13 protein-coding genes and 1 pseudogene are annotated in these 13,797 nt (G+C 65.6%); 8 read left to right on the top strand and 6 right to left on the bottom strand.

Features of this window, described 5'->3' with window-relative positions:
• Nucleotides 1–62: 62 nt before the first annotated feature.
• Nucleotides 63–741, top strand: a pseudogene (locus tag IEW19_RS10100) (histidine phosphatase family protein).
• Here the strand turns inward: IEW19_RS10100 and IEW19_RS10105 are convergent.
• Nucleotides 738–1,703, bottom strand: a complete 966-nt coding sequence (locus tag IEW19_RS10105) for a serine/threonine-protein kinase (protein WP_188571496.1) — start codon at nt 1,701–1,703, stop codon at nt 738–740. The pseudogene IEW19_RS10100 and the gene IEW19_RS10105 overlap by 4 nt on opposite strands.
• Before the next feature lie 210 nt (nt 1,704–1,913).
• Entirely contained in the window at nt 1,914–2,429 is a 516-nt protein-coding gene (locus IEW19_RS10110) for a MarR family winged helix-turn-helix transcriptional regulator (RefSeq protein ID WP_188571497.1), read from the bottom strand.
• A gap of 154 nt (nt 2,430–2,583) precedes the next feature.
• Here IEW19_RS10110 and IEW19_RS10115 point away from each other — a divergent pair, with 154 nt between their 5' ends.
• The 5 genes from IEW19_RS10115 (at nt 2,584) to IEW19_RS10135 (ending at nt 7,757) form a co-directional block, all read left to right on the top strand.
• Entirely contained in the window at nt 2,584–3,087 is a 504-nt protein-coding gene (locus tag IEW19_RS10115; protein ID WP_188571498.1) for a GNAT family N-acetyltransferase, read from the top strand.
• Between the two features lie 58 nt (nt 3,088–3,145).
• Nucleotides 3,146–3,580 (top strand): acyl-CoA thioesterase, encoded by a 435-nt coding sequence (locus IEW19_RS10120; RefSeq protein ID WP_188571499.1) that lies wholly within the window; start codon nt 3,146–3,148, stop codon nt 3,578–3,580.
• A gap of 168 nt (nt 3,581–3,748) precedes the next feature.
• Complete coding sequence (locus IEW19_RS10125; protein WP_188571500.1) at nt 3,749–4,825, top strand: extracellular solute-binding protein; 1,077 nt, start codon at nt 3,749–3,751, stop codon at nt 4,823–4,825.
• 47 nt (nt 4,826–4,872) lie between these two features.
• Nucleotides 4,873–5,937: an ABC transporter ATP-binding protein gene (locus IEW19_RS10130; RefSeq protein ID WP_188571501.1), complete on the top strand. Its 1,065-nt coding sequence runs from the start codon at nt 4,873–4,875 to the stop codon at nt 5,935–5,937.
• On the top strand, nt 5,934–7,757 hold the full coding sequence (locus IEW19_RS10135; RefSeq protein ID WP_188571502.1) for an ABC transporter permease: 1,824 nt from the start codon (nt 5,934–5,936) through the stop codon (nt 7,755–7,757). Before IEW19_RS10130 ends, IEW19_RS10135 begins: the two co-directional genes overlap by 4 nt.
• Here IEW19_RS10135 and IEW19_RS10140 read toward each other — a convergent pair whose 3' ends face one another.
• On the bottom strand, nt 7,758–8,813 hold the full coding sequence (locus IEW19_RS10140; protein ID WP_188571503.1) for an FAD-dependent monooxygenase: 1,056 nt from the start codon (nt 8,811–8,813) through the stop codon (nt 7,758–7,760). It lies immediately after the preceding gene.
• 57 nt (nt 8,814–8,870) lie between these two features.
• Here IEW19_RS10140 and IEW19_RS10145 point away from each other — a divergent pair, with 57 nt between their 5' ends.
• On the top strand, nt 8,871–9,410 hold the full coding sequence (locus IEW19_RS10145) for a TetR/AcrR family transcriptional regulator (RefSeq protein ID WP_188571504.1): 540 nt from the start codon (nt 8,871–8,873) through the stop codon (nt 9,408–9,410).
• Nucleotides 9,411–9,440: 30 nt separating this feature from the next.
• Here the strand turns inward: IEW19_RS10145 and IEW19_RS10150 are convergent, their stop codons facing one another.
• The 3 genes from IEW19_RS10150 to IEW19_RS10160 all read right to left on the bottom strand — a co-directional run bounded on the left by IEW19_RS10150 (nt 9,441) and on the right by IEW19_RS10160 (nt 12,663).
• The gene (locus IEW19_RS10150; protein WP_188571505.1) at nt 9,441–10,628 is read right to left on the bottom strand and encodes a 4-hydroxybenzoate 3-monooxygenase; all 1,188 of its coding nucleotides are present in this window, start codon (nt 10,626–10,628) and stop codon (nt 9,441–9,443) included.
• A 127-nt stretch (nt 10,629–10,755) separates the two neighbouring features.
• Nucleotides 10,756–11,493, bottom strand: coding sequence for an IclR family transcriptional regulator (locus IEW19_RS10155; protein ID WP_188571506.1), 738 nt, complete (start codon nt 11,491–11,493; stop codon nt 10,756–10,758).
• 105 nt (nt 11,494–11,598) lie between these two features.
• Entirely contained in the window at nt 11,599–12,663 is a 1,065-nt protein-coding gene (locus IEW19_RS10160) for an FUSC family protein (protein WP_188571507.1), read from the bottom strand.
• Between the two features lie 153 nt (nt 12,664–12,816).
• On the opposite strand from IEW19_RS10160, the gene IEW19_RS10165 reads away from it, so the two are divergent.
• Nucleotides 12,817–13,653, top strand: a complete 837-nt coding sequence (locus IEW19_RS10165; RefSeq protein ID WP_188571508.1) for an ACT domain-containing protein — start codon at nt 12,817–12,819, stop codon at nt 13,651–13,653.
• The last annotated feature ends 144 nt before the right edge of the window (nt 13,654–13,797 follow it).

The raw sequence follows: 13,797 nt of genomic DNA on the forward strand, positions 1-13,797 counted from the left end.
GTCCCGGCAGCGCCACGGACCGGCCTGCATCGGCAGCCATCCAGGGGTGGGAGACTGGGAACATGAAGTTGCTCCTGATCCGCCACGGCGAAACGCCCGGCAACGTGCTGGGCCAGCTGGATACCGACCACCCCGGCCCCGGACTGACAGAACTGGGCGAACGCCAGGCAGAGGCCATGGCCAGGGCGCTAGCCAACGGAACGCATCGGCGCGCTCTACGCCTCCACGTTGATCCGGACGCAGATCACCGCTGCCCCGCTGGCGCGGCTCCACACCCTTGATATTGAGGTGCTGGACGGGCTGCACGAAATCGAGGCGGGATCACTGGAGAAGCTGACTGACCACGAATCCCACAAGCGGTATATGGGAACCGTGATCTCCTGGGCTGCCGGCGACCTTGACCGCCGCATGCCGGCAGGACCGGACGGCCATGCCTTCTTCGAACGGTTCGACGCTGCGATTGCCCAGGTGGTGGAGCGGGCCGAACGGCGGGACCACGGCACGGTTGCCGTCGTCAGCCACGGTGCGGCCATTCGCACCTGGGCCGGGTTGCGGGCCGACGGGGCAGACCACGAGTTCGCTGCCCGCCACGTCCTGGCCAACACCGGAATCGTCGCACTGGAGGGCAGCATGGATAGCGGCTGGACCCTGATTCACTGGGACGGAAGCCCGGTGGGCGGCCTTACCCTGGCAGACCCGACCGCCGAGGATCCGACGGGGCGGGACGTCGCGGCTCCCTAGGCCTGCTGCCGGTGGCGCCGGGAAGGAAATACCCGCACGGTCCGGCACTGGCCGGCGGCCACGAGGCCGCGCGGCTTATCGGGGCTGTCTTGGCTGGGGGACGGGACCACGGGGATAAGCCGCGCTGCCATAGCCGAGGCGTGTGCCGCCGTCGGCCTCTCCTTGGGGTCCATGGCCGTCAGGGAACGCAGCAGGACGGCCCAGTCGCCCAGGTGGTCCGGGATCTCCGGGGACCGCAGTGTCCGGGCCACGAGGGATTCGATGGCGGTGCCAGGAAACGCCTTTGACCCCGTGAGGAGCTCCAGCAGGACCAACCCCATGGCGTACACATCCCACGAGGGCTCCGCCACCCCGCCGGATGCCTGCTCGGGACTCATGTAGTGCACCGTTCCCGAGGAAATCCCGGGCTCCGGCGCCGACCCCGCCGCGGCGGCAATTCCGAAATCAATGATCCGGACGGGGCTTCGCCGCAGGCCGCTCAGCATCAGGTTTGCGGGCTTGATGTCACGGTGAACAAGCCCACGGGCATGCAGGTGCGCAAGCGCCTCGAAAAGGCCGCGGGCCCAGCGTGCAACGTCACCGTGCCGGGGGCTTTGTACCCGGATGGTTTCGGCCAGGCTTTCGCCGAGCGCCAGTTCCTCCACGAGAAAGGGGCGCCCCGAGTAAGCCCCGCCGCCGGTCATGACGCCTTGGGCAACAAGCCGCACGATGGACGGGTGGTGGAGACCCGCCAGAACCGCCGCCTCGTCGCGAATCCGCTGATGCTGCTTGCGCCCGTCGGCTGCCGCGATCTTCACGGCGACGTCGTGACCGCCCTCCAGGTCAACGGCACGAAAAACTTCGGCAGCCGACCCGCGGCCCAGGCGTTCCCGCAACTGGTATTGCCCGGCAATTGGACCACCGCCCCCAGCGTTTCGCGACTCAAGCGGCACCGCCAGCGCCGCATCCCCCGCGATACTCATGCGAAGACAGCGTGCTTTCCCTGCGGCGCAGAGGTGCCGGCCAGGGTGCATCGCATCAAGTCCACGCGGTTGTCCGGTACTGACGCACCCATGCGGGGATTACGCGGTGAAACTTCGGTAAAAGTAACCAACACACTCACGACTCCGTCGGGAAGCAGCTTCAGGAACAATCGTAAGCTTACATATAACTAGCTGATCTAGCTAGTCGCCCTAGTGACTTTTTGGGTCTTCGGCCTCGGGAGACTGAAGCGCCTGCGTCATCCGCTGGAGGAAGTCGACCACAATCCGCGCCTCTTCGGCAGTCAGGCCTTCCGCGACCGTCATCATCCGGCGGTGCATGGCTCCGAGCGTCTCGCGGACCTCTTTATCCGATTCCACGGTTGGGATCACCACGACGGAACGGCGATCCGAGGGGTGTGCTTCGCGGCGGACATGGCCGCTGGCCACCAGGCGGTCAATGAGTGAGGTGGTGGAAGCACTAGTAATATTGAGGAAACGGCTGAGGTCCTTAGGGACTACTTGCTTGCCGGACGCCTGGACCCTCAGCAGGTAGCGCAGGGCGAGGATATCGGTTTCGCCCATGCCCATAGAGTCCCTGGTGCTGCGGCGGATTTCCGTTTCCGCCGCGCGGTAGTCCCGGAGGGACTTCAACACGGCCGCGCTGTAGTCCAGTTGCCCGTCGGGTCCGTACCAGTAACCGGATCCCTCGTTGCCCATAGAAACCATGCGATCATCTTAGACCAACTGATAACTAGACCACCAAGTAACTTGATTGAAGCCTCCAGTGCACGTTATCCAAGTGCTAACCCTTGGGAAACACCTCCGTAACTCCCGGCGCCTAGCCTTATCAGGCATACCCCTCCGGCGAATCGAGGCAGATATGCAGACCAACCCCAGGCTGAACATCCGGCAAGTCTCCTGGTCCAACCCCGTAGGCGCCGACCTTCGCCGCGCCCAGCAGGCCGAACTCGACGCGCGCTTCGGCCGCCCTGACCACGAACCCGGCCCACCGCCGTCGCGCGCCGACTGTGCGGTCTTCCTCGTGGCGTACGACAAGGGATCGGGACAACCCGTGGGCTGCGGAGGGCTGCGGCTCCTGGACGGATCAACGGCCGAAATCAAGCGCCTCTACGTCCTGCCGTACACCCGGGGTTCCGGGGTGGCCAGCTCCATCCTGGCGGCACTCGAAGCTGAAGCCTTCAGCCAGGGCATCACCCGTATCAAGGCGGAGGCCGGATCAGCCCAGCCGGACGGCCGGAACTTCTACGAAAATTCAGGATTCGATCCGATCCCGAACTTCGGGCCCTACATCGGAGTGGAGTACTCGCACTGCTACGCCAAGAGCATCAACGCCCACAGTGCCGCCCAGACCGCCATGGCCTAGCACCCGTGCAGCCCGTCACACTGCGAGCGCGCGCAATGCATTCAGCTAATCTCAGCCTATGGAAACAGCAGACATCACCTTCCGGACCCGCAAGTGGGTCCGGCCCGAGGACCTCAACGCCAACGGGACCCTCTTCGGCGGGAGCCTGCTGAAGTGGATTGACGAAGAGGCCGCCATCTACGCCATCCTCCAGCTGGGCAACGGCCGCGCCGTCACCAAGTACATTTCGGAGATCAATTTCGTCAGCTCGGCCGTGCAGGGCGACCTCATCGAGATGGGCCTGACGGCTACCCGGTTCGGCCGGACCTCACTGGCCATGCGGGCTGAGGTCCGCAACATGATCACCAGGCAAAGCATCCTCACCATCGAGGAGATCGTTTTCGTGAACCTGGACCGGGACGGCAAGCCCGAGCCGCACGGCTACACGGAAATCACCTACGACCGGGACCGCATCCCCACCCACCACCTCAGCGCAACGGCGCCGCAGGACTAACGTTCGCCCCCGGTTTACGCCCAGGGCCCCAACCGTTTCTCCAACTGGTCCAAAGTGGGCAGCCGGGCTGTTTATCGAATCGATAGCCATAACAGCCCGGTTTTTGTCATGCCCGGCTAAAGGCTGTGCGGACATGCTCCGATCCCAGTCCAGAAATGAGTCCTGATCGTGCGTAAATTGAAGACTTTGGTTGCTGCCGCCGTCGCCGCCACCCTTCTCGCCGGCTGCGGCGGGGCCTCCACCCCGCCGGCCTCAACCGGTGAAGCCTCCGGAGCTACGGCAGGTGGGTCCGGTGACACCTTGGTTGTCTACACCAACTCGAACGGCGAAGGCCGGGGCGATTGGCTGGCTGCCAAGGCGGCAGAGGCCGGGTTCAAGATCGAGATCGTGGGGGCGGGGGGCGCCGATGCCACCAACAAGCTCATTGCCGAAAAGAACAACCCCATCGCTGATGTCGCTTTTGGGCTCAACAACATGTACTTCTCCCAGATCAAAAAAGAGGGTGCGCTGGAGGCCTACCATCCGGCATGGGCGGGAGACGTGGACAAGGGCCTCGGCGACGGGGAGACATACTGGCCCTTGGTGAAGCAGGCCATTCTCCTTGGCTACAACTCGGACAAGATCGCCAAGGACGCCGCGCCGAAGGACTGGACGGACCTGTGGACCAAGGATGAGTTCAAGAGCCGCTACGAGCGGGTCACCGGGATGGGCACCGCCACTGCTCAACTGGTCTTCGCCGGGATCCTCTCCCGGTACCGGGACAACTCCGGCGATCTGGGGATTTCCGACGACGGGTGGAAGCAGGTTCAGCAGTACTTCAAGAACGGCAGCCCCGCCGTTGCCAAGACCGACCTGTTTGCCCGCATTGCCTCCGGCGACGTGGACATGGGCCAGATGCCGTCCTCGATCATTGCCGACCGCGAAAAGTCCTTCAAAGTGAACGTGGACACGGTCATGCCTTCCGTGGGCGTCCCGCTTGCAGTGGAGCAGATAGCCCTGGTGAAGGGGACCAAGAAAAAGGAGCAGGCACAGAAATTCATCGACTGGTTCGGCAGCGCAGAAGTCCAGGCCGAGTTCGCGCAGAAGTTCAACTCAATGCCGGTAAACAAGGGCGCCCAGGCAAAGGCCAACCCCGGGGTGGTGGACTTCTTTGCCGGCCTCAAGCAGCAGGACATCGACTGGGACTTCGTCCAGAAAAACATGGGCGCCTGGGTGGAGAAGATCGAACTCGAATACATGACCTAACCCGTCCTGCCAGCCGCCGTCCCCGTGTTCCCTCAGACAGGTTTGCCATGATCCGCTTGGAAAACATCGAAGTTACCTTTGGCGATTTCACCGCCATTCCGCACCTGGACCTGCATGTCCGGCCCGGCGAGTTCTTCACCCTCCTGGGGCCCTCCGGGTGCGGAAAGACTACGGCGCTGCGCACCTTGGCCGGCTTCATCGAGCCGGCCAGGGGTACGGTCAGGGTGGACGGGAAGGACGTGACCCGCCTTCCAAGCGACAAGCGGCAGGTGGGCATGGTGTTCCAGAACTACGCCCTGTTCCCCAGCATGAGCGTGTGGGAGAACATCGCCTTCGGACTCAGGGTCCGGAAGGAAAAACCGGCAGACAGCGACCGCCTGGTACGGGACATTGCACGGCGCGTGGAGCTCAGCGATGAGCAGCTCGCCAAAAATGTGGCTGAGCTGTCCGGCGGCCAACAGCAGCGGGTGGCTGTTGCCCGGGCCTTGGTACTGCGGCCCAAGATCCTGCTGCTGGACGAGCCCCTGTCCAACCTTGATGCAAAGCTGCGCCACCAATTGCGCCAGCAGCTCAAGGACCTGCAGAGCGAATTCGGCATCACCACTGTCTATGTCACTCACGACCAGGACGAGGCACTTGCCATGAGCGACCGCGTAGCGGTGTTCAACAAGGGAGTGGTCGAGCAGGTCGGGACGCCCCAGGACATCTACGACCATGCCGCCACGGAGTTCGTCTGCAATTTCATTGGCGACAGCTCAGCCCTGACGCCGGAGTTCGTCGCGGAGGTCAACCGGCTCTCCGCAGCCGGACTCAGCACGGAGACCAGATCCTACCTGCGCGTGGAAAAGGCCTCCCTGGACCGGCCTGCGGACGGAGGGACCGCCGTCGGGCTTCCCGCCACCGTCATTTCCCGTACCTATCACGGGCTGCACAGCCGCTACGTGGTCCGCAGCCACGGGGCGGACATCCGTCTCCTGGTCAGGGAAGACGGGGGAGCGCACCCGGAGACGGGCGCCGCCACCACGGTCTACGTCCAGCCCGGACACATTCTCCAATACCATCCGGGCACTGGCGTCTCCCTGGGACAGGACCAGGCGGTCGCCCTGCCATGAGCGGCAACAACACGGTGCGCAGCATGGCGAGCTCCCCGCTCGTCCTGGTGGTGGGCGCCGTTCTCACCTGGTTTATTGCCGCGTTCCTGGTATGGCCAAACGTCAACATCCTGATGGCCACCTTCTTCCCAGACGGCAGTTTTTCGGGCCGGGCTGCGGAGAAGCTGTTCTCCTCACAGCGGGCAATGAAGGCGCTGGGCAACAGCTTCCTCCTGGCCGTGGCGCTGTCCATTACCGTCAACCTGGTGGGCGTCTTCATCGTCCTCGTGACGCATTACTTCCGGATCCGCGGTTCGAGGATCCTTTTCCTGGGATATGCCTCGACGTTCATCTATGGCGGCATAGTGCTGGCGGCAGGGTACAAGTTCATATACGGGGAAAAGGGCATTGTCACCTCGCTGCTGGTCAGGCTGGTCCCCGGAATGGACGCCGGCTGGTTCTCAGGGTTCTTCGCCGTCCTGGTGGTCATGACCTTTGCCACCACCACCAACCACATGCTGTTCGTTGCCAACGCCCTTAAAGGTATCGACTACCAGACCATCGAGGCCGCACGGAACCTGGGTGCCTCCCCGTGGACCGTCCTGCGGCGGATCGTCCTGCCCATGCTCAAACCAACGCTGTTCGCCGTCACCATCCTGTCCTTCCTCACCGGCCTGGGCGCCCTGAGCGCCCCGCAAGTGCTGGGCGGCCGCGACTTCCAGACCATCACGCCGATGATCCTGACCTTCACCAACAGCCCCACCTCGCGGGACCTGGCGGCACTGCTGGCCGTGATCCTGGGCGTGGCCACCATGCTTATGCTCGCCGTCATGTCCCGCGTGGAGAAGGGTGGCACATACTTTTCGGTGTCGAAGGTGTCATCCGAACTGCAGAAGCAGGACATCACCAATCCCGTTGCCAACGTCGCCGTGCACGCCGTGGCATATCTTTTCTTCGCCGTGTACACGCTTCCGGTGGTGTTGATCGTGTTTTACTCGTTTGCCGACGGCGCGGCCATCCAGACGGGACAACTGTCGCTGGCCAACCTGACACTGGACAACTACGTCCGGGTCCTCACCCAGCAGTCCGGGCTTCGGCCTTTCATCGTCAGCGTTGTGTACAGCGCACTTGCGGCCGTGATCGCCGTCGGCGGACTCCTCTTCGTGGCCCGGCTGCTGCATAAACACAAAAACTGGGTGGCCTCAGCGTTCGAGTACCTGCTGCACATCCCGTGGATCCTGCCTTCCGCACTGCTGGCCTTGGGCCTGATCGTCAGCTACGACCACCCCAGCCCTCTGGTGGGCGGTGCCGTCCTGACGGGGACACTGGTGATCCTGCTTATCGCATTCGTCACGGTGAAAATCCCCTTCACTCTCCGGATGCTCAAGGCGTCCTTTGCCTCCGTGAACTCTTCGTTTGAGGAGGCTGCCGCCATCATGGGCGCCAAGACGCTGTACGTGTTCAGGCGCATCCTCCTGCCGCTGGTGCTCCCCGCGGCAGCGGCTATTACGGCGCTGAACTTCAACAGCCTGCTGGACGACTACGACACGGCCATCTTCCTGGCACATCCGCTGGTGCAGCCGCTGGGCCTGGTGATCAAGGCCAACACCGATGGCGCGGAGGGCACTGAGGGAATCGCGAACACGTTCGTTTACACGGTGCTTCTTATGGTCATCACAGGTGTGACAATGTATCTCGTCTACGGCCGGGCCGGGCGCCGCAGGACCAGGAAGCGCAAGCCCGCGCCCCCTCCCCTTTCGCAACTGCCTGGCCCTGCACTTCCCCGCGACCAGGCTCCGGGTGAGGACGACGCAACCCGCCCGGCCACCGCCGTCCGGTGATTACCCGCCGGAACCGCTGCCGACGGCGGCCCGTTCGTTCCGCCGTCGGGCCAGGCTGAGCAAGCGGTCCCGCAGCGGCTGGGCACCTTCCGCCAGGGCCACACGGTTGAGGGCGGACGAACCCCGGCTCACCGCCTGGGTCCGGAGACGGCGCTTACGGTTGTAGGCACGCAGCGCCTGGTCTGCGGGCAGCGTGTTGAGGAGGTCCGCCAGTGTTACCGCATCCACCAGGGACTCGCACGCCCCGCGGCCCAGGTTGGGGGTCATGGCGTGTGCGGCGTCGCCAATCAGGACAGTCCTGCCGCTGACGTAGGAGCGCAGATGCGGAACTGTCCACAGCCGCTGCACCAGGGAACCCTCTGGGGTCGCGGCGGCCAGAACCTGACGGATGCCGGGCGCGTGTGCGGCGTAGCGTTCCCTCGCCTGGTCCAGTGCCGAAGCCACATCGATTCCATAGGGGCCGAGTCCGGACCGGTAGCTCGCATACCAGAGCGTGCCGCCCCGGGAAGCGGCGATGCCGAACAGGTCCCCGCGGCTCCAGTACTCCCCCACCTGGTCCTGGTTGACCGGGGAAGGAAGAATCCCCCGGAGGGCAAGGTAGGGCAGGAGCCGTGCAGCGGTGCCGGCTCCCCAGACCTCGCGGCGGATCATGCTGTGGACACCGTCGGCGCCCACCACCAGGCCGCCGCCAGCCGGAACCCGCTCGATATTGGCCGTGACGCGCCGCACGGCGCCGGGAACGGCGGAGTCCAGGAGCTGCAACAAGTCGATGCGGGAGATAGCGAACATTCCTGCAGCATCGACTGTCACCCAGGGCTCGCCGGCACCGTTGCGGATTGAGCCACTGCCGATTACCGGGCTCGCCGCCCTGGCTTCCTGGAGCAACCCCAGCCGCGCCAGCGCACGTTGGGCGGTGGGCCACATCCCCAGCGCAGTGCCGACGACGGGCAGCTCCGGTCGCTTCTCATAAATAGTCACTTGGAACCTGGCCGGGTCCAGGCAGGCCGCGAGTGCCAGCCCTGCAATGCCTCCGCCAACGATCGAAATCGTCTCCATGCAGTAGATTTTACTACGTTTGTAGTGAACCTGAAGGGCTGTTACTAGACTGGGCCCATGCCCGACCGCAGGACGCAACTCCTAGATGCCGCCCTGGCCGTGGTGGCGGACAAGGGCATGAAGGGACTCACCCATAGAGCCGTGGACGCGGCGGCAGGACTGGCGGAGGGCACCACCTCCAACTACTACCGGAACCGCAACGCCCTGGTCGAAGCGGTACTGGAGCGGGTGCTGGAACTGGACGCAGCGCTCCTGCAGGACCAGGGCCCGGCCGCTCCGCCGCAGAACGTGGATGAGCTGTCAGACCAGCTGGCCGGGCTGATACTGGCATTGGCCGGGCACCACGGCGGCCTCACCCGCGCCCGGCTGGCCCTTTCGCTCGACCATCCCGAGGCCGTGACCGCCGGCCATCACCTGCTGGTGGCCGGACTGGAGCAGGCGCTGGCGGCATTGGGGCTGGCCGACCCAGCGGCCCGGGCGCGGGACGTGGCGGACTACGGCGACGGCGTGCTGCTCCATCTCCTCACCGTCAGGCGGGACGAGCAGCCGGACGCCGCTGCCATCGCCGGGACTATCCGCCGCCTGCTGGCACCATAGGACGCACCCGCCGTCGTAATCCTCCCGGGTTTAGGCGCGGCCGGGCCAGCCGGTGTATGCCTCGGCCAGGTAGGCCATGCCGTGGCGGGAGGAGACCACGGAATTCAGTTCACCGAGCTGGCGGGCGCGGGAGAAGTCGTCCGCGTCCGCAGGGGTGTGGAGCATCGTGGTCATCCAGTAGGAGAACTGCTGCGCCTTCCACACCCGGTCCAGCGCACGGTCGCTATAGGTCTCCAGGAGCTTGTCCGAGCCGGAGTTGTAGTGGCTGTCCAGTCCCTCGAAAAGGACCTTGACGTCGTTGATGGCCAGGTTGAGGCCCTTGGCACCTGTGGGCGGCACGGTGTGCGCGGCGTCGCCGGCCAGGAACAGGTTGCCGTACCGCATGGGGGTGTGGACGAAGCTCCGGAACGGCAGCACCATCTTTTCCAGGACCGGGCCTTCCTTGAGCTCAAAGCCGTTGCCGTTGACGCGACCGCGGAATTCGGCCCAGATCCTGTCGTCGTCCCACTCCGCCACGTTTTCCTTGGGATCGCACTGGAAGTACATGCGCTGCACGGTTTCGGTGCGCTGGCTGATCAGGGCGAAGCCATTGGCGGAGTTGGCGTATATCAGCTCGTCGGAGCTGCGCGGAGCCTCGGCCAGGATGCCGAACCAGGCAAAGGGGTATTCGTGGAAGTACCACTTGCGGTTGGCCTCCGGAATCTGGAACCGGCAGTGGCTGCGGGATCCGTCTGCGCCCACCAGGAAGTCGGCCTGGATCTCGAACTCGACGCCGTCGGCATCGGTAAACCAGACCTTCGGCTTCCCCTCCAGGTCGTGGACGGTGGTGTTGGTGACGCTGTAGCGGACGTCGCCGCCGTCATCCTTCCTGCGCGCGGCGAGGTCCAGGAAGACGTCCGTCTGCGGGTACAGCCACACCGACTCACCCACCCGGTCCTTGAAGTCGATGCGGTGGCTTTCGCCGTTGAAGCGAAGCTCGATGCCGTCGTGCCGGTCCCCATCGCGCAGCACCCGGTCGGAGACGCCGCTGTCCACCAGCAGGTTGACGGTCCCGTGCTCCAGGATGCCGGCCCGCACGGTGTGGGAAATTTCCTCGTGGCTGCGGATCTCGATCACCGTGGACTCGATTCCTGCCTTTGCCAGCAGATGGGAGAGCATCAGCCCTGCCGGACCGCCTCCCATGATTGCTACCTGGGTGGTGATGACTTTTCGTGCCATGGCTGTGTCTCGCTTCGTCGCGGGGCCCGGAAATGGGCCGGAAATGGTTGCCTGGCTTCAGTGTGCGGCAGAACGGGTGACGGGCGTTACAGGCATTCCGTTGATCGGAACGGGCTGGGATCCAGGTTCACGCCAGGCCTCGGGCAATGCCGCGGGCTGCGGTCTGGAGCGCCGGAACCAGGGCCTGCAGGCGCATCTCCTGCAGGGGGACCACCACGCCCAGTGATGCCACAGCGCGCTGGCGGCGGTCCAGAACGGGCACCGCGATGCCCCAGGTCCCCGGATCCACCACGCCCTTGAGTTGCGCGAAACCCTGGCGGGAGGTTTCTGCCAGCAGCGTCCGGACGTCGTCCGCGGTCAGTTTTCCGTCCGGGTCGGTGAACTGACCCAGGTATTCCTGCTTCACGGCCTTTGACTGGTGGGCCATCAGCGCCAGCCCGGCGGAGGAGATGTGGATGGGCATCCTGCCTGCCACCTGCGCACGGTTGGCCACCGAGCCCCGCCGGGACAGCCGCTCCACGAACAAGGCCTCCCAGCCGTCCAGCACCGCCAGGTTCACGTTCTGGTTCAGGACCTGCTGGATGTCCTCCATGAACGGCATGGCCGCCTGCCGCAGCGCCAGCGCCGGCGAGGCGCGGTTCACCAGCTCCCACAGCCGCAGCCCCGGCCGCACCAGTCCACCGGGGGCTGTCTCCAGGAGCCCGTGCCCGGAGAGCTGGGCCACCAGCCGGTGCGTGGTGGTCAGCGGAAGACCAGCGCGCTCCGCGAGTTCAGACAGCCGGAGGGCGCCGACGTCCTGGGGGAAGGCGGAGATCAGCCGCACGATCCGGTCCACCACCGAGTCCCCCGAGGTTGAGTTCGCCACGGCCGCATCCTTCCGTTGAACGGGAAGTCCAGCGTACCGCGGTCCTGGAGGGCCGCGCGGGCCTTAGGGCAGCAGGCCTGGAGGTGCGGTGCGTCTGGAAGGCGGTCAGGCCGTCGTCGTGCGTTGCCGGACGCGGCGCCACGCGCCCGGTACCAATACCACGCTGACACCCACCGCGGCGCCGATCACTGTTTCGATGATGCGGTCGCGCAACAGGATGGTGGGCGAAGCTGGCACCACTAGCAGAGTGGAGATCAGGGCCAACGGTGTCACAAAGATCTGGGCCAGCACGTACTGGCGGGCAATGAAGAGTTCGGCGCCGAACTGGCACAGCGCGATGACCAGCACGATCTGCCAGGGAGCGAGGTTCAGCAGCAGGATCACGGCCAGCAATGCCAGGCCCAGCACGGTACCGATGATCCTTTGGATGCCGCGGCGTACCCGGTGCCGCGTGGTGTGACCCACTAGGGGCACCACCGCGGCCACCATGGCCCAGTAGTTGTGGCCGAAACCTAGCTGGCCGCCGGCCCACGTGGCCAACGAGCCGGCGAGCCCCGCGGCCACCAGGTAACCGAACCCTTCAAGCCAGGCCGTGCGCTTTTCCGCCGCCGTGCGCCGGATCCGGGGAGGCCGGGTCCAGGGAGTGCGGTGGCTGGGAAGGATCCGGGACGAGAAGCCGACGAGCAGGGCGAACACGGTGGTGAGCACCGCCACCAGCATGCCCTCCCACAGCGGCGGCTGGTTGGGAATGGATGCGATGGCGGCGAAAGCGAAGATATGGAAGAGCGAACCCGCAGGGCGCAGCCGCAGCCAGGAAATGGCTACGGAGCAGGCGCCGGCCACCAGCGTGGTGGCCAGGACCAGCAGCCAGGTGTGCGCGGCAGCGTCCAGGCCCATCGCGGGACCCATCCGCGCTGCGAGCGCCGCCAGGAAGATCACCAGGAGCATCAGCAGCCCGGCGCGCAGCTGCAGCATAAAGCGGACGGCATGCGGCTCACCACGGCCGTAGATGCCCGTGAAGGCGCCGAAGGACGCGAAGATTGCCAGGTCCAGCCGCCCCAGCAGCACCAGGGTGATCAGCGGGACGAAGACGCCCACGGCGCACCTGAGCGCCGGGTGGTGGTCCTTGTTGCCGGGGCCAATGCTGAACATCTCGGTAAACATCTTCACGGGCAGCGCCTTCCTGGGGTGGATTCTAACGGGCGGCCGCGCTGACGTTCCTGGTAAATCCTACGCGGGCACCCCCTGCAGGCGCCCGACGCGTTCCCATGAATGGAATCGGAAGGCAATGCAGCGGAAACAGCACCCCGCAATGCTTGGGTCATGAAGCGCCCTCCGCACAACACGCCCGCTTCCGAACTGCGCTGCGAGGTCTGCGGCCAAATGCCGGAGCCGCCCAAGGCGCGCCTGACCGCGGCCAACGTCGCCGTGATGCTGCCCATCGAGTTGCTGGTCCACGCCCTGGTGGTGGAGACCCACCTTCCCTACGTTGCCAAGGTGCTGGTGCTGACCTTCACCGCGACGGTCCTGGTGATCTGGGTGGCCGAGCCGTCCGCCGCCCGGATCCTGCTGCGCTGGCTGCATGCCCCCGCGCTGCGGCACCGCCGGCAGTTGGCGGCGGCCCCATCGCTGTGGCGGGCGCGCGCACTGCTCCGGGACGAACCCGGTTCATTGCAGCGGATCACGCGGGCGCTGGCCCGGCTGGATGCCAACGTCCTGGGCATCCATGTCCACCCGGTGCCGGACGGGGTTCTGGACGAATTCGTCCTCTCCGTCCCGCGCGGGGTTGGCGAGCGTGAGCTGCTGGCGGCACTGCACGACGGCGGCAGCACCGGTTCCCACGTCTGGCCCACCACCGCCTTGGCCATGGCGGACGGGCAGACCAGGGCGCTCAGCCTTGCCGCGAGGATCGCCGCCGCACCGGACGAACTTCCCCTGGCGGTGGCCGAGCTGCTGCACGCAAGGATTGTGCCGCCGTCGAACGCCGGCCTGCAGGGGCCCGACGACGGTACGCGCCTCAAGATCCCCACGGCATGGCACGGCCCCATCACCTTTTCCCGCCCGGGTGAGCCGTTCACCCCCGCGGAGTCAGCGCGGGCCCACCGGCTCGCCGAACTGGCCGAGATCCTGTCGTACGGATGCGAAGAGTCCCGCTCGTAGCGAGTCACCCAACCAGGTAGCAGTAGGCGTCGTTTTGAGCCCTCATAACGACATCTACTGCTACCTGGTTGGGAGGGGCAGTCACAATCGGTTTGCAGGCCCTTCCTACCCCAACGGCAGCAAAAACCCTTGACAGTGGCGGGA

The organism is Arthrobacter liuii (assembly GCF_014639275.1).
Lineage (GTDB): Bacteria > Actinomycetota > Actinomycetes > Actinomycetales > Micrococcaceae > Arthrobacter > Arthrobacter liuii.